Source organism: Actinoplanes sp. NPDC048796, assembly GCF_040650035.1.
In the GTDB taxonomy this organism is placed as follows: Bacteria; Actinomycetota; Actinomycetes; order Mycobacteriales; family Micromonosporaceae; genus Actinoplanes.
The window spans coordinates 761,759-785,730 of record NZ_JBEZGO010000003.1; the positions used below are offsets into that span (position 1 = coordinate 761,759).

The window sequence follows — 23,972 nt, forward strand, 5'->3', positions numbered from 1 at the left end:
GCTCGGCGGGCATTGCGCCCCGAGGGGTCGGTGTCGAGGTCACCGAAAACGGCCTCGGCTGCGCCTAGCCGTTTTCGGCGCCCTCGACACCGACGGGCGCAATGCGACTTGGTCACGCTGACAGAAGGGCCGGGACCGATGTTCGACGAGCGGTTCACGTCTTCGGAGCTGGACCGTTCTCGGTGGGTTCCGTGGTATTTGCCGCATTGGAGCTCGCGCGCGCGGTCGACGGCGACGTACGAGGCGGGCGGCGGGGAGCTTCGGCTGAGCATCCCCGCCGACCAGCCGCTGTGGGCCGAGGGCGTTCACGAGACGCCGCTGCGCGTGTCGGGCATCCAGAGCGCCAACTACTCCGGGCCGGTGGGCAGCACGGTCGGCGGCCAGCCGTTCCGCGACGGGCTTCAGGTCCGTGAGGAGCAGGGTGAGTTCTGGGGCGTCACGCCGATCTACAGCGACGTCCAGATCACCCTGCGCGGGATCATCACGCCGCGCTCGATGGTCGCGTTCTGGCTGGCCGGCATCGAGACCGTCCCCGAGCTGTCCGGCGAGATCTGCGTGATGGAGGTCTTCGGGACCGCGCCGCACGAGATCGGGATGGGCCTGCATCGGTTCCGCGACCCCCACCTCACCGAGGATTGGGGAACTGTCACGCATCCTCTGGACATTTCAGACTTCCATGCGTACGGCGTGAAGTGGCGCCGGGAGTCCCTCGACTTCACGATCGACGGCGAGGTCGTCAAGCACATCGATCAGGCCCCGCAGTACCCCATGCAGCTCCAGATCGCCGTCTTCGACTTCCCCGAACGCGGCGGCCCGCCCCACGTCCCCGAGCTGATCGTCTCTCGCGTCACCTGTACCTAATCGAGGGCTTGACGCTGTATAGGGCAGCTCATGCAGCGGGGGCCGCCTCGGCCGCTACCGAGCTCGCTGCCGCTGATGCGCACGACCTCGATGCCGGCCCGCTCCAGCTGGGCGTTGGTTTCGACATTTCGCTCGTAAGCCACGCAGAGGCGCGGGCCGATGGCGAGCGTGTTGTTGCCGTCGTCCCACTGCTCGCGCTCGGCGGTGACGGGGTCCAGACCGGTATCTATTATCCGCAACCGGTCGATACCCATCGCCTCGGCGGCGGCCTCCAGGAACGGTCGCGGTGCCCGCGCGCGGGGCTCGCCGTCGGCGTCCGCCGTGACCGTGTACGCCTGGAGAGTGTCGGCGATGTTCGGGTACATGACCACGGCGTCGACGTCGACCATCGTGCAGACCGTGTCGAGGTGCATGGTGGCGCGCTCCTGGGCGATCGGCACGGCCAGGATGGTGTGCGCCAGCCCGGCCGCGAAGACCCGGCGGGCCAGCCGCTCGGCGCCGGCCGGGGTGGTGCGCTCGCCGACGCCGATGGCGAGCACGTTCGGCGCCAGCAGGAGCACGTCGCCGCCCTCGAGATGTTCCAGCCCCGGGTCGTAGAGCAGTTCGGCCCCGGCGAAGCGCGGGTGGTACCGGTAGATCGCCTGGGTCAGCGTCGTCTCCCGGTTGCGGGCCGGCATGGCCAGGCTGGTGACCGCCACGTGGTCGCGGACCCAGACCGACGAGTCCCGGGTGAACAGCAGGTTGGGCAGCGGGTCGATCACGAAGTCGTGGCGGTCCATGAGCTCGTAGACCAGGCCGCCCGGCCCCGGTTTCAGCTCCTCGTGGGCCAGTCCGGCCATGAGCACGTCGGCCAGGCGCCGCGGGTCCTGGTCGGCGAGGTAACGCCCCACGCTGTCGCGCAGGGTGTCGCCGAGCCGGCGGTCGGCCAGCACCCCGGCGGTCAGTTCCGCGCGCGCCTCGGTGATGGCCAGCGTCTCGGCGAGCAGCTCACCGAGATAGAGCACCTCCACGCCGCGCTCCCGCAGGGCCGCCGCGAAGGCGTCGTGTTCCTCCTGCGCCCGCCCCACCCAGGGAATCGCATCGAAAAGCAGCGAATCGTTGTTTCGTGGGGTCAATCGGGCCAACTCGGGTCCCGGCCGGTGGAGAAGCACCGTGCGGAGCCTGCCCACCTCACTGTCGACGTAGTGCGCCACAGCCCGACCGTACTCCCCAGTCGATCTCCCAGCACTCCTCGCGGTTGTTCGATGACGTTCGGTCTAGATCATGAGACACCTGTGCATGAACCCGGCTCTCCGACTAACTTTGTCCGAGAACCAGTCGAACAGGAGAACGGGCGCTGAGATGCACCATCCGCAAGAACTCGCGATGCGTGAATGCGGCATTCATCCCCACTCACTCCCCTTTCTTTCCGCCCTGGTGTCTTGCTTCCGTAGGGGGTCGAGCACTTACGGTAGTGAAAAGAGAGCCCGAAGGACCTTTTGCCGGAGGTCGAAGTGACTGTCTTCCCAGCACGCCCTGCTCTGCCCGCGAAGTCGACCACCATCATCGACCGCTCTCTCGCGCAGCCCGCAGCGCTGGAGGCACCGAACCGCCCGTCGCCCACCGACTACTTCAAGCGCCGCCGCTCCGAGCGTGACGCCCGTCGTCTCGAAGCAGCGGGCAACCGCGCTCTCACCCGCCTGGACCGCCTCGGCCCGGCGTGGCACATCGTCGACTGGCCGCGCACCGACGCCCTGGGCCACTACGAGCCCGACCCGGCCGACGACCGTGCCGGCTTCCTGGCGATCGGTCCCGGCGGCGTCTACGCGGTGACCGTCGCCGACCACGGCCGCGCCCGCGTGCTCATCGCCGGCGACGTAGTCCAGATCAACGGCAAGCGCCCGGCGTACGTGGCCGAGGCCCGCCGCGAGGCCCGCCGCGCGAGCAAGGCCCTGTCCGCCGCGGTCGGCCTGAGCGTCCCCGTGACTCCCGTGCTCACCTTCGTCGGATCCGGCGTGATCAGCGTTCACGGCCTCCCCAAGGAGGTGCTGGTCTCCACCGACAAGGAGCTCGACCGCCTGCTGATCGCCGGTGGCGCCCGCATCTCGCCGGCCACCGCGGGCAAGCTCTCAGCCGTGGCGAACCACCCGGCGACCTGGGCCAACGCTCCGTACCGGCCGGCCGGTGACTATCGCTGGCACGCTGACGGACAAACGGCCGCTGACAAGCGTCCGGCACGCCGGTAACGTTCCTTGCGGTTACATGTCGACGGCTTCATCGCCGCGGCGGGCGCCCGGGTGACCGGTCGCGGCCGCGGCGCCGCCGTTGATCCGCAGGAGCGAGGAGGACCGGGTGGCGCACGTCGAACTCTCACTTTCCGGAGCGTTCGTCCCCCAGGCGCGCACACCGTCCGAGGCCGAGTTCGTCCCCAGTCTCGAGAGGTGGACGGCGACCGTGACGGCCGCCGCCGAGCCGTGCCTGATCATCGATAACTCCACGGCGATCCAGGCCCTCTCGGCCTCGGCCGCGGAGCTGCTCGGGCTGGGCAAGCCGCCGGAGGTGATCGGCAAAGCTCTCGGCGGAGTGCTGCGCCTGATCGACTTCACGGCCGGCGCGGGCGAGCTCGAGGAGTCGGACGCCGACAAGATCCCGCCGTTGCTCGCGGTTCGCAGCGAGCGCCTGGCCCGGGGTCTGCTGCGCGTTGTTCCGGGCCCGGGCGAGCCGCCGCTGACCGTCGACGCGATCGCGACCCCGCTGATCGACGGCGATCGCGTGGCCGGCTCCCTGACGTTCTTCTCCCCGGTGCGCTACTAGCGCGCTGTGGTGTTTACCGCACCTCGCGGGCATGTGCAGAAATGACCTCGAAACGTAGTCTGCGTTCATGCTCGATCTCGACCTGCTACCAGGGGAGTACGCGGTGTGCCGCCTTCCGGCCGGCTCACCGATTCCCGCTTCGCTGAGCGAAGGGCCGGACGAGAAGAGCGTGATCTCGCTGAGCTGGGCGCCGGAGGAGCTGTCGATCATCTGCCCCAGCGACCGCGTGCCGGACGGCGCCACGGCCGACACCGCCTGGCGATGCCTGCGTGTCGTGGGGCCGCTCGACCTCGCCCTGACCGGCGTCCTGGCCTCGCTCATCGGCCCGCTGGCCGACGCCCGCGTCAACATTGTGACGTTTTCCACGTATACGACGGACTACCTCCTGGTCCCGGCGGTCCGGCTCACCGAGGCCATGGACACCCTGCACGCCGCCGGCCATCGCATTGCGTCCTGATGAATCGGGCTTAGCATGTCCGGGTGTCCCCCCGCACACCCGTCATTCCCCTGATCATTTCGGGGTTGGCGCTCCTCTCGGCCTGCGGTGAACCGCCGCAGCCGCAGCCGACCTCACCGACGTACGCGACCGCGAGCGCCGCGCCCGTCCCGCTGGATCCCGCGCTTCCCACACCGGCGACCCAGCCCTTGACCCCGCCGGCCACCGTCCCGACCTACGCCACCACCTATCCACCGCTCACGCTCCCGCCGCCGGCCACCATTCCCCCGGCCACCATCGCCACGCTCGCGCCGACGACGACCGCGCCCACCGAGAAGTCGCCGACACCGACGCCCTCCCACGCGCCCAAGTGCACGACGGTGCCGACCGGCCCCGAGATCGTGGCTCTGGCCAAGAAGGAGGAGGGCATGGCGAAGGTGCCGCTCGTGGTGCAGGAGGGTCCGTTCTGCTCGGGCACGTGGTCCTTCACGGCGCTCGGTCTCAAGGGCGTGGAAGAGGACCCCTTCATGATCGTCGCCACGGGCTCGGGGGCCACGCTCACTCGCGTGGCCGCCGGCTCGGAGGTGTGCATCAACCCGGTGCAGAACAGCGCGCCACCCGGCATTCGCGTGCTCGCCTGCGGCTTCTGACAAGACGGCGCCGGGCCCTAGACTTCCGTCATGCCCGGAACGCCGCCCACCCGCTTCGTCTATCTCGGCCCGGAGGGCACCTTCACCGAGGCCGCCCTGCGCACCATCCCCGCGGCCGAGCGTGGCCTGCGTACGCCCGCCCGCAGCGTCCCCGAGGCGCTCGAGGCGGTCCGCGCCGGCGACGCCGACGCCGCGCTGGTGCCGCTGGAGAACTCGGTCGGCGGGGCCATCCCGGTCACCCTGGACGAACTGGTCACCGGCGCCCCGCTTGTGATCACGCGCGAGGTCGTGCTGCCGGTCGAGTTCGTGCTGGGGGCGCGGCAGCTCACGCCGCTGGCCGAGATCCGGACGATCGCGGCGCACCCGCAGGCGTCGGCCCAGTGCCGCAACTGGCTGCGCGCGAACGCGCCGGACGCGGTGATCGTCGACGTCCTCTCCAACGCCGCCGCCGCGATCAGCGCCGCCGCCGGCGAGCACGACGCCGCGCTCTGCGCCCCGATCGGCGTCGCCCGCAACGACCTCACCGTGCTGGCCGACAAGGTGGCCGACCACCCGGACGCGGTCACCCGCTTCGCGCTGCTCACCCGCCCCGGCCGCCCGGCCGAGCCGACCGGCGACGATGTCACGTCGCTGGCCGTCTCGATCCGGCGCGACCAGGTCGGCGCCCTGCTGGCGGTGCTCACCGAGCTGGCCGTGCGCGGGATCAACCTGTCCCGCATCGAGTCCCGCCCGACCGGCGAGCAGCTGGGCACGTACGTCTTCTTCCTGGACTGCACCGGCCACGTGGCCGAGCCCCAGCTGGGCGAGGCCCTTCAGGGCCTGCGCCGCATCTGCGCCGACGTCCGCTTCCTCGGCAGCTACCCCCGCCACCGCCTGATCCCCGAGCCCCCGGTCCCGTCCCCACCCGGCCTGGCCAACAACGACTTCGCCGACTCCGCGGCGTGGCTGGCCCAGGTCAGAGCCGGCGAGACGGCCTGACCTTTCAATCGAAGAGGTTGCCCAGGATGCCGCCGCCGCCCGACTGGTTGCCGCCGCCGAGGCCGGCGACGCCGCCGGGCGGTTCCTCGGAGGGCTGGACCACCACGAAGCCCTGACCGGCGAAGCTCATCGTGAAACGCTCGCCCGTGCTGCGGCCCAGCAGCGTGCCGAGGCCGAGCTGATCGGCCCGGTGATATCCGGTCTGCAGGCCCGCCGACCAGCAGATCGCGGCCTGCGGGTCGACATAGGTGGGCTGGTCGACCGTGAGGACCACGGGCGTGCCGTGCGTCGTGACGGCGATCCGGCCCTGGCCGGTGAAGACGCAGTTGAACAGGCCGGCGTTCGACATCATGCCGGCGCCGCTGACCATCTTGATGTCGTATCGCAGCGAGGACTCGAAGGCGAGAACGTTCGCGCCGTTGATCGAGAGCGCGTCGCCCGGGTCGAGGTCGATGAGATGGATGTCGGCCGCCCGCTCGGCCAGGAAGACGTCGCCGTTCCCTTTCACCCGCATGAGCGGCACGCCCTCGCCGGTCATCTTCTGCTTGAGGAACTTGCCGATGCCGCCGGAACCGAGCGCCTCGAACTGGACCTGCCCCTGATAGGCGACCATCGAGCCGACCCGCGCCATGAACTCACCGTTCAGCTCGGCCTTGAGCAGCTTGGAGTTCTGCAGCCGCAGCCCGGGCTGGGCCGACTCGACCTCGAGGTTCTCCGCCGAGAAAAGCTCACTGCGCATGAAGGTCCTCCTGTTGTGGCTCCTTGAGCCCCAGAGTAAGAGGGCGGGTCTAACCCCAGCCGAGTTCGTGCAGGCGGTGGTCGTCGATGCCGAAGTGGTGGGCGATCTCGTGCACCACGGTGATGGCGACCTCGTCGATCACGTCGGTCTCGGTGTCGCAGATCTTCAGCGTGGGCAGCCGGAAGATGGTGATCCGGTCGGGCAGCACGCCGGCGTAGTCCCAGCCGCGGTCGGTCAGCGCTGTGCCCTCGTACAGCCCGAGCAAATCGTCGCTGCCGTCCGGGGGCAGGTCCTCGACCATGATCACGACGTTGCTCATCATGCGCATGAGTTCGGGCGGCACCTCGTCGAGGGCTTCACCGACAAGTTCCTCGAAGCGTTCGGCGCTCATCTCGACCGGCACGCCACCCATTGTGCCCGGGACGCTCGATCCGCCGTACAGACCAAGCGCCCCGGTCCAACGTCAGGCCAGCTTGGCGCTGAGCGTGATCTCGGCGCCGGGCGAGAGCAGCCGGGAGATCGGGCAACCCTCCTTGGCCGCCACGGCGATCTTCTGGAAGGCCGCGTCGTCGATGCCGGGGACGTCGCCCACGGTCTCGAGGTCGATGCGGGTCACACTGAAGCCGGCGTCGGTCTTGTCCAGGTGCACCTTGGCCACGGTCTCGACCGAGTTCGGCGTGAAGCCCTCGTCGGAGAGGGCCTTGGAGAACGCCATCGAGTAGCAGCCGGAGTGCGCGGCCCCGATCAGCTCCTCCGGGTTCGTCCCCTCGCCCTCCTCGAAGCGCGACTTGAACGAGTAGTTCCCCTGAATGCCGCCCTTGCCGGTCTTGATCGTGCCGGAACCCTCGGTGAGGTTCCCCTGCCAGCGGGCGGTTGCGGTACGAATAGGCATATCGAGAACGCTAGTCCATCGTTCGGCCGCTGGCCGGGGGACCTGCGCACCCGTCATCATGGTTCACATGCCCGCGCAGCAGCAGCCGATCGACCTCGGCGTCGCCCCGGCCGAGTCGGTGGTCGAGTTCGGTCCGGAGCCGCCCACCCGGCGGCGATGGCAGTCCGGCTTCGTTCGCGAACTGGCCGGCGACCGGCGGGTGGTGCCGGTGCTGACCGGCCTGGCCGGTGTGGCCGCCCTGGCCTCGCTCTTCTCCGAGTGGCAGGTCACCACGGTCGACGCCGAAGTGCTCAGCGGCGACGTGGGAAAGCGCGCGGTCGCGGCCGGCGTCGGCGACCTCGGCGCGCTCGGCACGGGCTATCTGATCGGCCTGTTCCTCGTGGTCCCGGCCGTGGTGCTGACCATGTTCGGGCCGCCCGCCGGCCGTCGCTACGCGCGGCTGGCCGGCCTCAGCGCCGCCGGCACGGCCCTCGGCCTGCTCATCGCGCTCGCCGCCGAGCTGGGCGATCGCAGCGGCACGATCGACCGGGTCTACGAGATCGCGCTCGACAAAGACCAGATCTCCCTGACGTACGGGCGGGGCCTGTGGTGCGCGCTGGCCGCCATGGCGCTGATCCTGGCCGCCCTCCACCAGGCCGGCCGCTACCTCGGACGGCCGGACAAGGTGGACGACGACGAGACTTCGGCCCCGGTCGAGCCGTGGTCGTGGCGGCGTCCCACGAGCGAGGACGACAAGCAGCCCGACGCTCCGCTGGATCTGACCGTCGCCCCGGTCAAGCCGTTCACCTCCTACGGGGACGGCATATCCGGATGAAGATCGGGCTCGGTCGCCGGTAGGCTCGTCAATCGTGATTGACCTGCGTCTGCTTCGCGACGACCCCGACCGGATCCGCGCCAGCCAGCGAGTGCGCGGCGAGTCCACCGAGGTGGTGGACGACCTGCTGCGCGCCGACGAGGCCCGCCGCTCCGCCACCCAGCGGTTCGAGGCGATCCGGGCCGAGCAGAAATCGCTGAGCAAGCAGGTGCCCAAGGCCTCCGGCGACGAGCGGGCCGCCCTGCTGGCCCGGACGAAGGAGCTGGCGGCCGAGGTCAGGGCGGCCGAGGCCGAGACCAGCGCGGCCGACGAGGCGCTGCGCCAGGCCCACCTCGCCGTGTCGAACGTGGTGCAGGAGGGCGTGCCGGCCGGCGGCGAGGACGACTTCGTCGTGCTGCGCGAGGTCGGCGACATCCCCGCGATCGACAACCCGAAGGACCACCTCGAGATCGGCGAGGCGCTGCGGGCGATCGACACCGAGCGCGGGGCCAAGGTCTCGGGCTCGCGGTTCTACTTCCTGACCGGGGTCGGCGCGCTGCTCCAGCTCGGCCTGCTCCAGATGGCGATCGCCCAGGCGGTGGAGCACGGCTTCGTCCCGTCGATCACGCCGTCGCTGGTCAAGCCGGAGTCGATGGAGGGCACCGGCTTCCTCGGCGCGCACGCGAGCGAGATCTACCGGCTCGAGGCCGACGACCTCTACCTGGTCGGCACCTCGGAGGTGGCCCTGGCGGCGTACCACTCGAACGAGATCATCGACCTCGAGAGCGGCCCGGAGCGGTTCGCCGGCTGGTCGTCGTGCTACCGGCGCGAGGCCGGGTCGTACGGCAAGGACGTGCGCGGCATCCTGCGGGTGCACCAGTTCGACAAGGTGGAGATGTTCTCCTTCTGCAAGCCGGAGGAGGCCGCCGAGGAGCACCTGCGCCTGCTCGCGATGGAGGAGGAGATGCTGGCCAAGGTCGAGATCCCGTACCGGGTGATCGACGTGGCCGCGGGCGACCTCGGCTCGAGCGCCTCGCGCAAGTTCGACTGCGAGGCCTGGGTGCCGTCGCAGGGCCGCTACCGCGAGGTCACCTCGACGTCGAACTGCACGACCTTCCAGGCCCGGCGGCTCAACATCCGCTACCGGGACGCCGCCGGCAAGCCGCAGACAGCGGCCACGCTCAACGGCACGCTCGCGACCACCCGCTGGCTGATTCCGATCCTCGAGAACCACCAGCAGCCGGACGGCTCGGTGCGGGTCCCCAAGGCCCTCCAGCCGTACCTCGGGGGCCGGGACGTCCTCGAGCCGGCCCGCTGATCAAGGGCTAACGGTCCATACACCGCTCGGCTACCAGAAGTTATAGCCGCTGGTAGTCGGGCGGGTGTACCGTTCTCCTTCCGCCCTCCGCGGGGGTTTGCGACACCCCGGAGGTAATCGATGATCAAGCCTGGACTCCCCAAGCTGGTCGCGACCGATCTCGATGGCACGCTGGTTCGCAGCGACGACACCGTGTCCGCGTACACCCACGAGGTTCTGGACCGGGTCCGGGCCGCCGGCATCCGGGTCGTGGGCGCCACCGGCCGTGGGCCGCGGCTCACCTCCCTCACCCGCAACGACATCCGCGACGCCGACTTCCTCGTGATGGCGCAGGGCGGCTGGGTCCTCGACCAGGCCGAGTCCAGCTATCTGCTCCGGTCCCGGCTGCGGGGCGAGGTGCTGGGCGAGGTCCTGGCCGCGATCGAGGCCGAGACCGGGCCGCTGTCCGTCATGGTCGAGGCGCTGGAGCACGACGACTCGCCGCTCTGGGGCGACTACGACCCCACCTGGCGTTACCCGGTCGTCGTGGAACCGCGCACCCGCGCCGAGTGCTGCACCGGCGAGGTCATCAAGGCCTTCGCCCGATCTTTCTCGTACGACGTCGACGAGCTCCTCGCGGTGGCGCGCCGCATCGTGCCACCGGACGTGGCTTCGGTCACCCAGGCCGGCCTGAACTACGTGGAGATCTGCCCGGCCAACGTCGACAAGGGCACCGGGCTCGCGGTGGTGGCCGAGGCCGTCGGCGTCGACCCGGCCGACGTTCTGGTCTTCGGCGACATGCCCAACGACCTGCCGATGTTCGGCTGGGCCGGCTGGGGCCGGGTGGCCGTCGGCAACGCGCACGCCGAGCTGCTCGCCGTCGCCGATGACGTGACTCTCACCAATGATCAGGACGGCGTGGCGGTGTACCTGGACCGGCTAATGTCGAGGTGATGTCGCCTTTCAAGCTGGTCGCCTCGGATATCGACGGAACCCTCATCCACACCGACGGAACGCTGAGCAAGCGGACCATCGAGGTGCTCGACGCCCTGCCCGTGCCGTTCGTCGTGGTGACCGGCCGGCCGGTCCGCTGGCTGCGGCAGCTCTTCGACCAGATGGCGGCGCCGGTGCCGGCGGTCTGCGCGAACGGCGCGGTGGTCTACGACGCGAACACCGACGAGATCCTGCGGGCCGATCCGCTCGACGTCGACCTGCTCCTCGATGTCAGCGCCAAGCTGCGCGAGGCCGTGCCCGACGTGGCGCTCGCGGTCGAGGTCGAGGACGGCCGCGCCTTCTGGTACGAACAGGCGTGGCCGGTGCGCTGGGAGAACGACAACCACCCGCACGTACGCGTGCTGTCGACACCCGACGAGCTCACGTCGGTGCCGGCCGTCAAGCTGCTGGCCCGCTCGGCCGCGCACCAGCCGGACGAGTTCCTTGAGCTGGTCAGCCGCACGCTCGGCGGCGTTGCCGAGACCACCCACTCGTCGTCGACCGCGCTGGTGGAGATCTCCGCCGCCGGCGTCACCAAGGCGGCGGGCCTGGCCTGGCTCTGTGAGAACGAGGGCATCAAGGCCGAGGAGGTCGTCGCGTTCGGCGACATGCCGAACGACATCCCGCTGCTGGCCTGGGCCGGGCGCGGGGTGGCGATGGGTAACGCGCACCCCGCGGTGAAAGAGGTGGCCGACGAGGTCGGCCTGACCAACGACGAGGACGGGGTCGCGCAGTACCTGCGCGACCTTTACGACCTCGGCTAGAGGTACTGGCCCGTGCGGCCGCCCTCGCCCTGCTGGGTGGGCATGCCGGGCAGCGCGCCCATGGGCAGCGCCGGCCGGCCGCCGCCACCGCCGCGCATCTGCTCGAGCTGGAGCCGGGCCGCCATCTGCTGGGCGACCAGAGCGGCCTGGATGCCGTGGAAGAGGCCCTCGAGCCAGCCGACCAGCTGGGCCTGGGCGATGCGCAGCTCGGCCTCGCTCGGTGGGGTCTCACCCTCGAACGGCAGCGACAGGCGCTCGAGCTCCTCGCGCAGCTCGGGCGCGAGGCCGTCCTCGAGCTCGGTGATCGACCGCTGGTGGATCTCGCGGAGCCGGCCCCGGCTCGCCTCGTCCAGAGGCGCCGCCCGAACCTCCTCGAGCAGCTGCTTGATCATGCTGCCGATCCGCATGACCTTGGCGGGCTGCTCGATCAGGTTGCCCGGTTCCTCGGGGTTCAGCTTGCCCTCGGTGTCCATGGTGCCCAGCGGGCGCCCGTCGGGGCCGACCACGATCACGGAGCCGTCGTCCTGCTTCTCCAAGGTGCGATTCTCGTCGGTCATGCGGTCTATCTTCCCGCACCCGGTCCGAACATCCGCTACGGCCTCAGCTCGGCCACGGCGCATTTGACGCTGCCGCCGCCACGCTTGAGCTCGGAGAGGTCGACGTGCACGGGGTGGTAGCCCGCCGCGCGCACCCGGTCACCCATCGCGATGGCCTCGGTGTTCAGGATCACGTGCCGGCCGTCGCTGACCAGATTGAGCCCGAACGCCTCGGCGTCGGCCCGGTCGGCGATCACCGCGTCCGGGAAGAGCTGGGCCAGCACCCGCTGGGAACCGGCCGAGAAGGCGCCCGGGTAGTACGCGATGGTGCGGTCGTCGAGAGCGGCCAGCGCCGTGTCGAGGTGGTAGAAGGCCGGGTCGACCAGGCGCAGCGACAGCACCGGGCGGCCCAGCACCTCCTGCGCCTCGGCGTGCGCGCTCGGGTCGGTCCGGAATCCGTAGCCGGCCAGGACCAGACCGCCGTACGCGGCCGGCAGGTAGGCGAAGTCACCCTCGCCCTCGTTGATGTGGGCCGGCCCGGCGAAGCGCCAGCCGCCGGCGCCGTAGAAGGCGGCGTGGGCGTCGGCCTCGGCCGCGCGCTCGGGGAAGCGGAAGCGGGCGCCGTAGACGGCGCCGTCGACGGAGAACGCGCCGTTGGCCGCGTAGACCATGTCGGGCAGGCCGGGCACCGGGTCGAGCACGTGCACGGTGTGGCCGAGGTCGCCCAGCGTGTCGCGCAGGATCGTCCACTGCTTGACCGCGAGCGCCGCGTCGACCGGGATGGTGGTGTCCATCCAGGGGTTGATCGCGTACTCGACCGTGAAATGCTCCGGGGGACACATGAGATATGTCCGATTCCGCGGCTGGCGCTCGCTGTGGTTCATGAACTAGAGCGTAGGTAGGCTCAGGCGCACGAAACAGCGCTAAATCTTGCTCATCGGAGGCGAATCGTTGCAGATGGACGCGGTGGACCAGCGAATCGTTGCGCTGCTGGTGGCTGACGCGCGATCGTCGTACGCCGAGATCGGCGCCAAGGTGTCGTTGTCGGCCCCGGCGGTGAAACGCCGGGTCGACCGGCTTCGATCCAGCGGGGTGATCAAGGGCTTCACCACGGTGATCGAGCCGTCGGCGGTGGGCTGGACGACCGAGGCGTTCGTCGAGCTCTTCTGCACCGGCCGGACCACTCCGGCCCAGATCACGGTGGCCACCCGGCGCCACCCCGAGGTCGTCGGGGCGTACACGGTCTCGGGTGAGGCCGACGCCCTGGTGCACCTGCGGGCGGCCGACATCGGGCACCTCGAGCAGGCGCTGGAGAAGCTGCGGGCCGAGCCGTTCGTGACCTCCACCCGCAGCATGATCGTGCTGTCCCGGTTGGTGGAGACCCCGACGCCGGTTCCGGCACCGGAGGGAACCGCTTCGTAGGGGGCGCCGTCCAACCGGGCATGTCGCGTCGATCCTGGTTCCTCGCCGCACTGGCCGTCCTCCCGCTGGCCGGCTGCACCGGCTCGCCGGCGCCGGCCCCCTCGGGCTCCTCCACCCCGGCGGCCCGGCCCGCCTTGAAGCTCGTCGCCTTCGACTCCTGCGCCCAGCTCGAGAGGGAGCTGCGGGCCGCGGCCAAGAAGTACGGCCGGGAGCCGGAGGTCATCGACGACATGCGGGCGATGCCCGAGCAGGCGCGAAGCGGCGTCGCGATCGACGGTGTCCCGGCGGCCAAGGCGTACTCGGGCACCAACGTGCACGAGGCCGGCGCCGACGAGCCGGACATCGTCAAGACCGACGGCCGGCGGATCGTCACCGTCACCGGCGGCGTCCTCAAGGTCGTCGACGCCGCCACCCGTACCCAGACCGGGCGCCTCGATCTCGGCATCGATTCGTTCGGCGAGCCGAAACTGCTGCTCTCCGGTGATCACGCGCTGGTGCTCGCCGACGGCGGACCCTCGTACCTCAAGGACTCGGCCCGTTTCTCCAGGCCGGACAGCGGCCGCTCCGAGGTGTTGCTGATCGACCTGACCGGCACGCCGCGGCTGCTCAGCCGCTATCGCGGGGACGGCTCGCTGGTCGACGCGCGGCAGACCGGCAGCGTGGCCCGGGTCGTGCTGAGCAGCCGCCCGCGGATCGATTCGTGGGTGCCGGCCTGGGAGATCACCACCGGTTCGGACCGCACCAGCGGCAAGCTCGACTGCTCGCAGGTCAGCAAGCCCGAGACGTTCTCCGGCGCCTCGATGCTGCGGGTGCTCACCTTCGACCTCGGCGCGACCGCGCTCAGTGACGGCTCTCCGGTGGCCCTCGTCGCCGACGGTGACGCCGTCTACGGCACAGCGAGCAGCCTCTACATCGCCAACAACGCGAGCCCGTCGTCCTTCCGGCGTGAGGTGGCCCCGGCCCGCGACACCGAGATCTACCGCTTCACCCTGCCGCCGGCCGGCAAGCCCGTGTACGTCGCCGCCGGCAAGGTTGCCGGTTCGCTGCTCAATCAGTACTCGATTTCCGAGTGGGACGGTCACCTGCGAGTCGCGACGACCGACCCGGCGACCGACAGCTCGGCGGTGCGTGTGCTCAAGGAGAGCAACGGCAAGCTGGCCGAGGTCGGCTCGGTGGGCGGTCTCGGCAAGGGCGAACAGATCTATTCCGTACGCTTCGCCGGCGCTCGCGGCTACGTGGTCACGTTCCGCCAGACCGACCCGCTCTACAGCCTCGACCTCGCCGACCCGGCCCGCCCGCGGGTCACCGGCGAGCTGAAGATCAATGGCTACTCGGCGCACCTCCAGCCGGTCGGCGACAACCGGCTGATCGGTATCGGCCAGGAGGCGACCGCCGAGGGACGGCCGCTCGGCACCCAGATCTCGCTGTTCGACGTGAGCGATCCGGCCGCGCCGCGCCGCCTCGACCAGCACGTCGTCCCCGGCGGCTCGTCCGAGGCCGAGATCGACCCGCACGCGGTGCTGTGGTGGCCGGCCACGTCGCTGCTGGTCGTCCCGATCAGCGACGCCCGCGCCGACGGCCCGCTGGCGGTGCGGCTCAGCGGCGATCGGCTGCGGCCGGCGGACCGGCTGACCATGGCCGGCCCGGTGCGGCGCTCGCTGGTCATCGGCGACGTGCTCTGGTCGGTGGCCGACTCCGGACTGCTCGCCTCGAACGTGTCCACCCTGGACCGCATCGGGTGGGTCGCGGTGAAGTGAGCCGGGCCCGTCCCGGCCGGCCGCGGTTTCAGCCCCGCGTGGCCGGCGGGACGGGTCCTCTACAAGTACATCCCGGGACGGTGGTCGTCGCTCACCGGCTCTTTCGGCGGCACGGGCTTGTCGCCCTCGCCGAAGAACCGCTTGCCGCCGAACTCACCGTGCAGCCGGTCGTCGAGCTCGTCGGCCAGACCGGTCATCACCTGCACGGCCAGCATGAGGTGGGTGGCCTGGAAGTTGCGGCCGAAGACCGGGATGGACGCCCAGACCGTGTCCTGCGCGCAGTAGAGGCGGCCGATCGGCATCCGGTTGGTCAGCTCGGAGAGCTTCACGTAGAGCTGCTCGGTCGGCTCGACCTCGGTCAGGATCGGCGAGAAGACGTCGACGAGCGGCGGGTTGTCGCGTACCCGCACGAAGACCATGGCCGAGCCGGCCCGGATGCTGATGTCGCCGTCGGCGTCGAACTGCAACTGGTCGACTGTCGTCTTGGACATCGTGGCCACGACCGTGCGCACCCGCTCGTCGAGCGGCACGACCTCGTCGGCCGCGTCGGCCAGGGCGGCGGCCAGCGTGCCGTCCTCGTCGAGGTCGTCGAGGCTCAGCTCGGCGTCGATGCTCGGCTCGTGCCGGGCCGTACCCAGCGGCGCGGTGTCGATCGGCTCGTCGTTCTCGTCGTGCACGAGGTAGACGAGGAAGGCCGGATGCGGAGCGCCGTAGACGTCGCGCAGGGTGCGCGCGACGACGGTGGCGAACGCCCCCGACTTGTCCTGGGTGGAGCTCAGCCCGAACGAGTCGCCCGAGCCCGGCAGCACGCCCGGCGGCGACCAGCCGAGCGCGACCAGCTCGCCGATCGAGGAGCGGTCCATCCGGTAGCCCTCGGGCAGCCCCGCGTTGCCGGTGGCCAGCGCCTCGATGACGCCGCCGGCGCGCACCCGGATGCTGACCGAGTAGACGGCCATGCCGGTGCCCGAGGCGGTCGGGTCGAGTGTCAGGTCGATGTGCCCACCCTCGTGGAGCGTGGGCAGGAGGCCGGCCAGCGCGGTGCCGAACTCACGCCACGCGTCGACGACCTTGGCCCGCAGGTCGGCCGTGGTCGGCTCGTCCAGGAAAACAGCCTCGGTGGACGCGCCCTCGGCGCTGGATGCCGTCATGATCGTCACCTCCGTTCCCGCCACCCTATCGAGCGGCGTCCGCCCGCACGCGCCCGTATCGGAGGTTGGAACGCTCAGGCCGTCTCGCCCTGCTCGCCGGCCCAGCTCAAGGCCAGTTCCCGGAGCTTGCCGGCCGCCTCGGACGGGTCGGCTCCACGACCGACGGCCAGGCCCACCAGGTACGCCGACACGGGCGCGCCGGGGCGCACCACGTTGTGGGCCACGTCCTTGGCCAGCTCGAGCACGGCCCCGGTCGGCACCTCGGCCGGGTCGATACCCAGCTCGGCCGCGGCCGCCCTGATCCAGGTGTCGAGATCACTCACCGGGCCCACTCCTCGGCTGTGCGCAGGTCGTCGTCGGTGTCGCAGTCGAACCACGGCGGCGGTCCCGGGCGGCGCCAGGACACCTCGGCCACCCGCAGATGTTCCATCAGCTCGCGCACCGAGGCGCCGTTCAACCCGCCGCGCTCCCGGGCGAGCTTGTCGATCGCCTCACGCAGCCGGGCCGTGCGCCACACCCCGCACAACATCTGCCGCCGCCCCTCGGCGTCGCGGTAGACAGCGCCCTGCATGGGCGCCGACTCCGCGGTCAGCCGCAGCACGTCGATCGCCTCACCGGTGAGGAACGGCAGGTCGGCCGCGAGCAGCGCGGTGAAGGTGACACCCTCGGGCACCAGCGCGAGCCCGGCCGCGGTGGCCGCGACGGGCCCGCCGCCAGGCGGGTCCTCACGGGTCGAATGCACCGGAACGGGCAGGTCAGGCGGCACCGGCCCGACGACCACGCGGGGGTCGGCGTCGTGCACGGCAGCCAGCACTCTGGTCAGCATGGACTGACCGGCCACGGGCAGGGTCGGCTTGTCCGCGCCACCCATCCGCCGCGCCGCACCACCGGCCAGCACCACCGCAGCAAATCCCCCCACGTACGTACCGTATCCCGACCGCGTGTCGAGCGTGACCGCGCGCTCAGTTACCTGTGGCGGATCACTCCTGTCCGGCGGTCCACGAGCCGCGACGCCGGCCCCGGACCGGCCTACGCTCGACCCATGGCGAGGACGATGACCCGGCGGCCGGTCGTGAAGATCAACCTGGACGCGACCGGCGAGCCCCGGCGCCGCGCCGACGACCTCGCCGCCGAGGAACCGCTGGAGATCCGCGTCCGCAAACAGCCGCTGGCCGTCACCATGCGGACCCCCGGTCAGGACATCGACCTCGCCATGGGATTCCTGCTCACCGAGGGGGTCATCCGCTCGGCCGCCGACGTGGTCACCGCCCAGCTCTGCGCCGGCACCGACACGCCGAACACGTACAACGTGGTCGACATCGTGCTCGGCGCCGACGTGCCGCCCCCGGTCACCGACCCGAGCCGGAACTTCTACACGACCAGTTCCTGCGGCGTCTGCGGCAAGGCGAGCATCGACGCCGTCCGCACGAAGTCCCCGTTCGACGTCGCGGCCGACCCGCTGACCGTCCCCGCCGCCACCCTGACCGCCCTGCCCGACCGGCTCCGCGCCGCCCAGCGCACGTTCGACCGCACCGGCGGCCTGCACGCCGCCGGCCTGTTCACCGCCGACGGCGAGCTGGTCGTGCTCCGCGAGGACGTCGGCCGGCACAACGCGGTCGACAAGGTGATCGGCTGGGCGCTGCGCGAGGGTCGCCTGCCGCTGACCGGACACCTCCTGCTCGTCTCGGGCCGGGCGAGTTTCGAGCTCACCCAGAAGGCGTGGATGGCCGGCCTGCCGATGCTCGCGGCGGTGTCGGCCCCGAGCACCCTCGCGGCCGAGCTGGCCGACGAGGCCGGCATGACCCTCGTCGGCTTCCTGCGCGGCCAGAGCATGAACGTCTACACGGCGGCGGAGCGCGTCACCGTTTGAACGTCTACACGGCGGCGGAGCGCGTCACCGTTTGAACGTCTACACGGCGGCGCAGCGCGTCACCGTTTGACCGGGGGCGGCTCCAGGCTCTCGACCGCGTCGGGGGTGAGGCCCGCCGCCAGCAGGCCGTCGAGCACGCCCAGCAGGCGGTGGCCGGGCTCCTCCCGCAGGCCCCGATCGAGCGTCACCCGGGCCAGCGGCCAGTTGCCCGCCCGCCACGCGCAGTACGCCAGCAGCGCCGCCGGCCCGGCCACGAAGGCCGGCTCCACCCGGCGCACCAGGCCGGTCCACAGGGCGAGCTGCCAGGGCTCCGGGCCGCACCGGCCGAGCACGTAATGCAGCATCACCGTGTCCACCAGCAACACCCCCAGCCAGGCGGCCTCGTCATCGGTGAGCTCGGCGCGCGCCCGGTACCGAGCCTCCGCCGTACGGACCGCCACCCGCCCCGCCTTCTGCCTCATCCGCTGCCCGGAGCGGGCGCGCACCTCGACCGCCCTGAGCTCGGCCTCCCGGACCCGGGCCCGCGCGGTCGCGGCCACCATGGCCTCCCGGGCCGGCCCCTCGAGCGGCGCCACCACGGCCACGAGCGCCCTGCGGCTGGGCAGCGCCACCATGCCGCGGAACACCGCGGCGGCGGCGACCGGGTGATGGGGCGGAAGGCAGGGGGTGCCGTCGGGCGGGCAGCAGCGCAACTCCGTACAGAAATAGGACCACCAGCGGCCGTCGCTCACGCGCAGCGCGTCGCGCACGGACAGGCCGGCCCCTTCGAGCGCGGCCACGGTCTGCCCGACGGCCTTGGTGACGCGCGCGGCCGGCCCGTACCCGACGATCACGAAGTACCGGCCCTCGGGACCGGCCGGGACGGTGGCCAGCGGCGCGGCGTCGACGTCACCGCCCGGTGGCGGCAGATCATGCCGGGCGGTGAACGCGATCACGCCCTCTTCCACACCGAGGACGACGACGCAGTCGGTGGGATGGAACCCCACCAGGTACGGCGTGACGGTGATCAGCTCGGCGGCGGTACGAACGGTGATCGAGCACTCTGGCGTCATGCCGGGCACTCTGCTCCGATCGGCCCGGCCGGGGCGTGCCGAATCGTCAGCCTGTGGACGACACGGCGTTGTCCACAGAAACGCTAGGAACGGAATTGCATGTCGTGCAGCTCGAGCCCTTCCTCCTGGCGCGCGTGCGGTGCGCGATCGAGGTCGAGGGTCAGCTCGATCGATGTCACGACGTCGTAGCCGGCGGCGTGCAGGCTTCGGATCGCGTCGACGTTGCGGGACTCGGGCGAGATGGTCAGCTGGGTCATGTTCCGGCGCCGGGCCTCGTTCGCGACGTGGCGCAGCAGCTTGCGGCCGACGCCCTTGTGCCGGTGCGAGATGGTGACCACGATCGGCTCGACCTCGCCCGCACGGCCCCGCAGCACCAGCCCGACCAGGCCGATCACGCCGTCGTCGGGATGGTCGGCGACCCACAGCCCGCCCAGGTCGAGCCGGGTCAGGTATTCCTCGAAGCCTTCACCGCCGTCGGAGTCGGGCTCGCCGTACATCTGATTGTGCTGGTTGGTCAGCTCGGCCCACAGGCGACGGCCCGCGGAGTGGTCACTCGGACGGTACGAACGCACTGTGACAGGGCTCATGGCGACATTTTGACTCCGATTCCGGGCAGCCGTAAGCCGAAGCGGAAGATAAGGCGGTGGACCAGGCGTACTTGCGCGCGCACCCCGAGCATCTACCGACATTTCTCACCCACCAGCGCATCCGGGAGACGCCGGTGGGCGGCGGCAGCGTCTCGGCCGCGAACCGGCTGACCTTGGACGACGGCACGTCGCTGTTCGCCAAGACCTGGCGGTCGGGCACGGCCCCGGAGGGATTCTTCGCCGCCGAGGCGGCCGGCCTCGCCTGGCTTCGGGAGGCGGGCGCCCCCGTACCGGAAACGATCGTGGCCCTTCCCGAGATCATCGCCCTGGAGTGGATCGAGCCGGGTGAGCCGAGCCGGGCCGGGGCGATGCGCTTCGGCCGCGATCTAGCTGCGCTGCATCGCTCGGGAGCCGAGGCTTTTGGTAGTGAATGGCCGGGTTTCATCGGTCCGCTTCCTCTGGACAACACACTGTCGCGCGGGCCGTGGGGTTCCTGGTTCGGCGAGCGCCGCCTCCGGCCGTACCTCAAAATCTCGGCCGATCGCGGCGCACTCTCCGCGACCGAGATCGCGCTGGTGGAAAAAATCATCAAGAGGCTTGCGGAGTACGCCGATGGCGAGGCTCCCAGCCGCACGCACGGCGATCTCTGGCCCGGGAACGTGCTGTGGGCGTCGGACGGCCGGGCCTGGCTCATCGATCCGGCCGCCCAGGGTGGTCACCGGGAAACCGACCTGGCCGAGCTGGCGCTGTTCGGCGGCCTCGCTCACCTGGAGACCGTGATCGCCGCCTACCAGGAGGTGCATCCGCTGGCCGACGGCTGGGAAGCGCGCGTACCCCTGCACCAGATGCACCTGATGCTGGTGCACACCGCCGCCTTCGGCGGGACCTATCGGGACGCCGTACGGATCGCGGCCGAGGCCGCCCTGCGGGCTGTGTGATCCATCTCGGTTGTCCACAGGCCGAAATCAGCAGCGGCGCTCGGGCCCGCGAGCGGATAGATTCGTTGAGTGAGCAAGCGGTGGAGGTCCCGGTGAATGCGCTCGCCGACCGGTTCGGGCGGGTGGCGACCGATCTGCGTGTCTCGCTCACCGACCGCTGCAACCTCCGCTGCACCTACTGCATGCCGGAGGAGGGGCTGGCCTGGCTCCCCAAGCAGGACCAGCTCACCGACGACGAGGTGGTCCGGCTGATCCGGATCGGCGTGGAGCGGCTCGGCATCCGTGACGTGCGGTTCACCGGCGGCGAGCCGCTGCTGCGCCGTGGCCTGGTCGGCATCGTACAGGAGTCGGCGCGGCTCGCGCCCCGCCCACGGCTGATGCTGACCACGAACGGCATCGGGCTCGAGCGGCTGGCCGAGCCACTGCGCGACGCCGGCCTCGACCGCGTGAACGTCTCGCTCGACACCCTCGACCCGGCCCGGTTCACCGCCCTGACCCGCCGCGACCGCCACGCCGACGTGCTGCGCGGCCTGAAAGCGGCAGCGGCCGCCGGCCTGACCCCGGTGAAGATCAATACCGTCCTCATGCGCGGCATCAACGACGACGAGGCGCCGGCCATGCTGCGCTTCGCCCTCGATCACGGCTATCAGCTGCGCTTCATCGAGCAGATGCCGCTCGACGCCCAACATCAGTGGGATCGGCACACGATGGTCACGGCCGACCAGATCCTGGCCGACCTCGAGCCGTTCGGCCTTCAGCCCGATTCGGTTTCACGTGGAACGGCGCCGGCCGAGACCTGGCTCGTCCCCGGCCGGGTCGACGCGGCCGGGGAGCCCGCCCGCGTCGGCGTCATCGGCTCGGTGACCAGGCCCTTCTGCGGCGACTGCGACCGCACCCGACTCACCGCCGACGGCCAGGTGCGCGACTGCCTGTTCGCCACCAAGGAAAGCGACCTGCGCGGCCTCATGCGCAGCGGCGCCACCGACGACGAGCTGGCCGCGGCCTGGCAGGTCGCCATGCGCGGCAAGCGGGCCGGGCACGGGATCGACGACCCGAGCTTCCTGCAGCCGGCCCGCCCCATGTCCGCGATCGGAGGATGAGTGGCCACCTCACTGACCGTCCGCTACTTCGCCGGCGCCCGCGCCGCAGCCGGCGGCGTGTCCGCCGAGCCGGTGGAGGCCGACTCGCTGGACGGCTTGAAGCAGGCCCTGACCGACCGCCACGGCGAGCGCCTGGGGGTCGTCCTCAAGGCCGCCAGCTTCCTGGTCGACGGCCTGGCCTGCCACGACGCGAAGGCCCCCCTCCCCACAAACGCCACCGTCGACGTCCTTCCCCCTTTCGCGGGCGGCTGACCGCCCGGCGCGGATCCTTAGCCGGCGAACGACGCCGCTGACGGTCAGTTCACGCCAGTCCCTCCAAGCCACGCCGGCAGCTCGTCGTGCACGCGGTGGACCGCGTCGGCCAGCTGCCCTCGGGCAGCACGGCGACCGCGCTGCCGGGACCGACCCGCACCTGCGCGTGGGTGGCGTGGCTGTGCCGGCCTACGGCCTTTGCCCCAGCCGCGCCGCGCAGCGCACCGACGGCGGAGCGGTTGCGGCTCATGTCGTGGTCGGCTGCCTGCGCGACCAGGGCGTCTTTGCGACCTCGACATCCCGGACCTGGACACGTGGCAATCCCGACGCCCTGCAACCCGGGCATTTTGCGCCCGGCTCCCTGCACCTGGGCAGCGTGCCTCGACGCCCGGGCACCTTGCCAACCCGACCCCTGCACCGGGCATCTCGCAGTGCCGACACCCCTTCCACCCGGGCACCTTGCAACTCCCGGCACGTGCCACCGGCGCGCCTCGCAATGGGCACCCTCGAACCTCGGAGAATCCTCGAACCCCGGCACTCCTCCACCCCCGGGGCACCCTCCAACTCCTCGCATCCTCCAAGCTCGGGCAACCCTCCAACGTCCGGCATCATGCGCACCAAGTACTTCCGCATGGCCCAAGCGGCGCCGACCGTAGGCGGACGAGGGGCTGGCGGCGGATGAACTGCGGCAGCGCGCTGCGGGTGACGCCGTGGGCAACGGTCAGCCGTGACGATGGTCAGCCGGTGACAACGGTCAGCCGGTGAACGACGGTCAGCCGGTGACGACGAGTTCGCCAACGACAACAGTCATCGCGCGGCGATGGGCGACGAGTTGGTAAGCGCGCGGCGACGGGCGACGAGTTGGTAAGCGCGCGGCGACGGGCGGACGAGTTGGTAAGCGCGGGGCGACGGGCGACGAGTTGGTCAGCGACGGGTCGGCCAACCACGCGGTGGGCAGCCATGAATTGGTCAGCGGCGACGGGTTGGCGAGCGGTGACGGCCAGCCGAGCGCGGCGGGAGCGCCAGCGGCCACGGTTCGCTGCCGACGAGCCGGCGAAGCCGACGGTTAGCCGGCGAAGTATCGATGGTTGCGGGCGGTGGGGCGGTGTCCGCGCGGCTAGGCTGCTCGGCGTGCTCGATGCGACGGCGGGGGTGGTGGCGGCCGCGTACGGGCTGGGGCCTGTCCTGGGTCCGCTCGTGCCGTTGAGCTATCGGAGCTCGCGGACCTGGACTCTGACTGCCCGCGAAGGGCGTTTTCTGGTCAAGCACGTGCCGGCCGAAGGGTGGCGGGACGATTTCGCCCGGGCTATGCGGTTCGAGCAGAAGGCACTCGCGGCCGGGATCTCGATGGCCCGGCCGGTTGCCCCCGTTTCGACGGCTCCGGCGTTCGGGTGCGCGGTCGAGGTAGATGGGATCGGGCTGCTTCGGGTGTACGAGTGGGTCGACGGGCGGCCCCTCGACGACGCCGATGAGGTGAGCGCCTGGCTCGGCTCGACCCTGGCCCGGCTGCATCGGATCGAGCCGAGTGGGCGCCCAGAGGCGGCGCCGGAGTGGTACCGGCTGGACGATCGGGAGCAGTGGGACGGGTGGCTCCGGGAAGGCGAGCGGCTTCGGAAGCCGTGGGCGCCGGTCCTCCGGGACGGGCTGACGGGCATCCTCGACTCGGCGGCGTGGGTCTCGCGGACGTTTCGGGAGGCCGACGACTACGTGGTGACGCACCGGGACGTCGAGCCGTGGAACGTGCTCATGACCGATGCGGGCCCCGTACTGATCGACTGGGACGTCGCCGGCCCGGACAGCGCCCGGCTGGAGGCCGCCCAGGCCACGCTGAGTTTCACCACCCGGGCCGGCCTGCCCGATCCGGCGGTGGTCCGGCGAACGGTCGAGGCCTACGTCGACGGCGGTGGCATGCCGTTCTCGGGAGCCGACGTGATGGTTCGGCGGGTGGGGCTACGGCTCGGACGGCTGGCCGAACGGCTGCGCATGTCCCTGGGCCGGCAAGAACTCGGCCCTCACGAAGTGGCGCAGGTCGAAGCGCGAGCCGCCGCCCAGATAACCGACATGCCCGACTTCGTAGCCCGGGTACGACTGTTCGGGTCCATGCTCTGAGCGAC

General features: G+C 71.1%; 29 protein-coding genes. 17 read left to right on the plus strand and 12 right to left on the minus strand.

Translation table 11 applies throughout. The features are described 5' to 3' along the window. The first annotated feature begins 138 nt into the window (after window positions 1-138). Window positions 139-861, plus strand: coding sequence for a glycoside hydrolase family 16 protein (locus AB0C26_RS17260; RefSeq protein WP_360247801.1), 723 nt, complete (start codon window positions 139-141; stop codon window positions 859-861). Here the strand turns inward: AB0C26_RS17260 and AB0C26_RS17265 are convergent. After that, on the minus strand, window positions 858-2,054 hold the full coding sequence (locus tag AB0C26_RS17265; RefSeq protein ID WP_360247803.1) for an arginine deiminase: 1,197 nt from the start codon (window positions 2,052-2,054) through the stop codon (window positions 858-860). The genes AB0C26_RS17260 and AB0C26_RS17265 overlap by 4 nt on opposite strands. A gap of 327 nt (window positions 2,055-2,381) precedes the next feature. Between AB0C26_RS17265 and AB0C26_RS17270 the strand changes: the two genes are divergently transcribed. From AB0C26_RS17270 to pheA, 5 genes are all read left to right on the plus strand, one after another. After that, on the plus strand, window positions 2,382-3,086 hold the full coding sequence (locus AB0C26_RS17270) for a hypothetical protein (RefSeq protein WP_360248297.1): 705 nt from the start codon (window positions 2,382-2,384) through the stop codon (window positions 3,084-3,086). Between the two features lie 106 nt (window positions 3,087-3,192). Further along, complete coding sequence (locus tag AB0C26_RS17275) at window positions 3,193-3,654, plus strand: hypothetical protein (protein ID WP_360247805.1); 462 nt, start codon at window positions 3,193-3,195, stop codon at window positions 3,652-3,654. Window positions 3,655-3,721: 67 nt separating this feature from the next. Next, the gene (locus AB0C26_RS17280) at window positions 3,722-4,111 is read left to right on the plus strand and encodes an ACT domain-containing protein (RefSeq protein WP_360247807.1); all 390 of its coding nucleotides are present in this window, start codon (window positions 3,722-3,724) and stop codon (window positions 4,109-4,111) included. A gap of 65 nt (window positions 4,112-4,176) precedes the next feature. Next, on the plus strand, window positions 4,177-4,740 hold the full coding sequence (locus tag AB0C26_RS17285; protein WP_360247809.1) for a hypothetical protein: 564 nt from the start codon (window positions 4,177-4,179) through the stop codon (window positions 4,738-4,740). A 30-nt stretch (window positions 4,741-4,770) separates the two neighbouring features. Next, window positions 4,771-5,718: a prephenate dehydratase gene (pheA, locus tag AB0C26_RS17290; protein WP_360247811.1), complete on the plus strand. Its 948-nt coding sequence runs from the start codon at window positions 4,771-4,773 to the stop codon at window positions 5,716-5,718. A gap of 4 nt (window positions 5,719-5,722) precedes the next feature. On the opposite strand, the gene AB0C26_RS17295 is transcribed toward pheA, so the two are convergent. The 3 genes from AB0C26_RS17295 to AB0C26_RS17305 are packed head-to-tail and all read right to left on the minus strand — an operon-like array spanning window position 5,723 to window position 7,349. Next, window positions 5,723-6,457, minus strand: a complete 735-nt coding sequence (locus AB0C26_RS17295; RefSeq protein WP_360247813.1) for an AIM24 family protein — start codon at window positions 6,455-6,457, stop codon at window positions 5,723-5,725. A 49-nt stretch (window positions 6,458-6,506) separates the two neighbouring features. Next, entirely contained in the window at window positions 6,507-6,869 is a 363-nt protein-coding gene (locus tag AB0C26_RS17300) for a metallopeptidase family protein (RefSeq protein ID WP_360247815.1), read from the minus strand. A gap of 51 nt (window positions 6,870-6,920) precedes the next feature. Then, window positions 6,921-7,349, minus strand: a complete 429-nt coding sequence (locus AB0C26_RS17305; RefSeq protein WP_360247817.1) for an OsmC family protein — start codon at window positions 7,347-7,349, stop codon at window positions 6,921-6,923. Between the two features lie 67 nt (window positions 7,350-7,416). On the opposite strand from AB0C26_RS17305, the gene AB0C26_RS17310 reads away from it, so the two are divergent. The 4 genes from AB0C26_RS17310 to AB0C26_RS17325 all read left to right on the plus strand — a co-directional run bounded on the left by AB0C26_RS17310 (window position 7,417) and on the right by AB0C26_RS17325 (window position 11,196). Next, complete coding sequence (locus AB0C26_RS17310; protein ID WP_360247819.1) at window positions 7,417-8,163, plus strand: hypothetical protein; 747 nt, start codon at window positions 7,417-7,419, stop codon at window positions 8,161-8,163. Window positions 8,164-8,197: 34 nt separating this feature from the next. Beyond that, window positions 8,198-9,460, plus strand: coding sequence for a serine--tRNA ligase (gene serS, locus AB0C26_RS17315; RefSeq protein WP_360247821.1), 1,263 nt, complete (start codon window positions 8,198-8,200; stop codon window positions 9,458-9,460). 120 nt (window positions 9,461-9,580) lie between these two features. Further along, window positions 9,581-10,393: an HAD-IIB family hydrolase gene (locus AB0C26_RS17320; RefSeq protein ID WP_360247823.1), complete on the plus strand. Its 813-nt coding sequence runs from the start codon at window positions 9,581-9,583 to the stop codon at window positions 10,391-10,393. Next, window positions 10,393-11,196 carry an HAD family hydrolase gene (locus tag AB0C26_RS17325; RefSeq protein WP_360247825.1) on the plus strand — a complete coding sequence of 268 codons (804 nt, stop codon included), beginning with the start codon at window positions 10,393-10,395 and terminating at the stop codon, window positions 11,194-11,196. The genes AB0C26_RS17320 and AB0C26_RS17325 overlap by 1 nt, the downstream gene beginning before the upstream one ends. Here AB0C26_RS17325 and AB0C26_RS17330 read toward each other — a convergent pair. After that, window positions 11,193-11,753, minus strand: coding sequence for a bacterial proteasome activator family protein (locus AB0C26_RS17330; RefSeq protein WP_360247827.1), 561 nt, complete (start codon window positions 11,751-11,753; stop codon window positions 11,193-11,195). The genes AB0C26_RS17325 and AB0C26_RS17330 overlap by 4 nt on opposite strands. 35 nt (window positions 11,754-11,788) lie before the next feature. After that, window positions 11,789-12,616, minus strand: a complete 828-nt coding sequence (ddaH, locus tag AB0C26_RS17335) for a dimethylargininase (protein WP_360247829.1) — start codon at window positions 12,614-12,616, stop codon at window positions 11,789-11,791. Between the two features lie 67 nt (window positions 12,617-12,683). On the opposite strand from ddaH, the gene AB0C26_RS17340 reads away from it, so the two are divergent. Both AB0C26_RS17340 and AB0C26_RS17345 read left to right on the plus strand, forming a co-directional pair. After that, complete coding sequence (locus AB0C26_RS17340) at window positions 12,684-13,154, plus strand: Lrp/AsnC family transcriptional regulator (protein WP_360248299.1); 471 nt, start codon at window positions 12,684-12,686, stop codon at window positions 13,152-13,154. Between the two features lie 20 nt (window positions 13,155-13,174). Next, window positions 13,175-14,911 (plus strand): beta-propeller domain-containing protein, encoded by a 1,737-nt coding sequence (locus AB0C26_RS17345; protein ID WP_360247831.1) that lies wholly within the window; start codon window positions 13,175-13,177, stop codon window positions 14,909-14,911. A gap of 59 nt (window positions 14,912-14,970) precedes the next feature. Here AB0C26_RS17345 and AB0C26_RS17350 read toward each other — a convergent pair whose 3' ends face one another. The 3 genes from AB0C26_RS17350 to AB0C26_RS17360 all read right to left on the minus strand — a co-directional run bounded on the left by AB0C26_RS17350 (window position 14,971) and on the right by AB0C26_RS17360 (window position 16,978). After that, complete coding sequence (locus tag AB0C26_RS17350; protein WP_360247833.1) at window positions 14,971-16,059, minus strand: hypothetical protein; 1,089 nt, start codon at window positions 16,057-16,059, stop codon at window positions 14,971-14,973. Window positions 16,060-16,133: 74 nt separating this feature from the next. After that, window positions 16,134-16,382 carry a DUF6457 domain-containing protein gene (locus AB0C26_RS17355; RefSeq protein ID WP_360247835.1) on the minus strand — a complete coding sequence of 83 codons (249 nt, stop codon included), beginning with the start codon at window positions 16,380-16,382 and terminating at the stop codon, window positions 16,134-16,136. Further along, the gene (locus AB0C26_RS17360; RefSeq protein WP_360247837.1) at window positions 16,379-16,978 is read right to left on the minus strand and encodes an NTP transferase domain-containing protein; all 600 of its coding nucleotides are present in this window, start codon (window positions 16,976-16,978) and stop codon (window positions 16,379-16,381) included. The genes AB0C26_RS17355 and AB0C26_RS17360 overlap by 4 nt, the downstream gene beginning before the upstream one ends. Before the next feature lie 123 nt (window positions 16,979-17,101). Between AB0C26_RS17360 and fdhD the strand changes: the two genes are divergently transcribed. Further along, window positions 17,102-17,929 (plus strand): formate dehydrogenase accessory sulfurtransferase FdhD, encoded by an 828-nt coding sequence (fdhD, locus tag AB0C26_RS17365; protein ID WP_360247839.1) that lies wholly within the window; start codon window positions 17,102-17,104, stop codon window positions 17,927-17,929. Between the two features lie 59 nt (window positions 17,930-17,988). Here fdhD and AB0C26_RS17370 read toward each other — a convergent pair whose 3' ends face one another. Both AB0C26_RS17370 and AB0C26_RS17375 read right to left on the minus strand, forming a co-directional pair. After that, on the minus strand, window positions 17,989-18,981 hold the full coding sequence (locus AB0C26_RS17370) for a DUF4192 domain-containing protein (RefSeq protein WP_360247841.1): 993 nt from the start codon (window positions 18,979-18,981) through the stop codon (window positions 17,989-17,991). A gap of 83 nt (window positions 18,982-19,064) precedes the next feature. Next, window positions 19,065-19,568, minus strand: a complete 504-nt coding sequence (locus AB0C26_RS17375) for a GNAT family N-acetyltransferase (protein ID WP_360247843.1) — start codon at window positions 19,566-19,568, stop codon at window positions 19,065-19,067. 56 nt (window positions 19,569-19,624) lie between these two features. On the opposite strand from AB0C26_RS17375, the gene AB0C26_RS17380 reads away from it, so the two are divergent. The 3 genes from AB0C26_RS17380 (at window position 19,625) to AB0C26_RS17390 (ending at window position 21,858) form a co-directional block, all read left to right on the plus strand. Next, window positions 19,625-20,506, plus strand: a complete 882-nt coding sequence (locus AB0C26_RS17380) for a fructosamine kinase family protein (RefSeq protein ID WP_360247845.1) — start codon at window positions 19,625-19,627, stop codon at window positions 20,504-20,506. A gap of 92 nt (window positions 20,507-20,598) precedes the next feature. Next, the gene (moaA, locus tag AB0C26_RS17385) at window positions 20,599-21,606 is read left to right on the plus strand and encodes a GTP 3',8-cyclase MoaA (protein ID WP_360247847.1); all 1,008 of its coding nucleotides are present in this window, start codon (window positions 20,599-20,601) and stop codon (window positions 21,604-21,606) included. Continuing rightward, complete coding sequence (locus AB0C26_RS17390; RefSeq protein ID WP_360247849.1) at window positions 21,607-21,858, plus strand: MoaD/ThiS family protein; 252 nt, start codon at window positions 21,607-21,609, stop codon at window positions 21,856-21,858. It begins immediately after the preceding gene. 49 nt (window positions 21,859-21,907) lie between these two features. On the opposite strand, the gene AB0C26_RS17395 is transcribed toward AB0C26_RS17390, so the two are convergent. Beyond that, on the minus strand, window positions 21,908-22,108 hold the full coding sequence (locus AB0C26_RS17395; RefSeq protein WP_360247851.1) for a hypothetical protein: 201 nt from the start codon (window positions 22,106-22,108) through the stop codon (window positions 21,908-21,910). An 881-nt stretch (window positions 22,109-22,989) separates the two neighbouring features. Between AB0C26_RS17395 and AB0C26_RS17400 the strand changes: the two genes are divergently transcribed. Next, on the plus strand, window positions 22,990-23,967 hold the full coding sequence (locus tag AB0C26_RS17400) for an aminoglycoside phosphotransferase family protein (protein WP_360247853.1): 978 nt from the start codon (window positions 22,990-22,992) through the stop codon (window positions 23,965-23,967). Window positions 23,968-23,972: the final 5 nt, after the last annotated feature.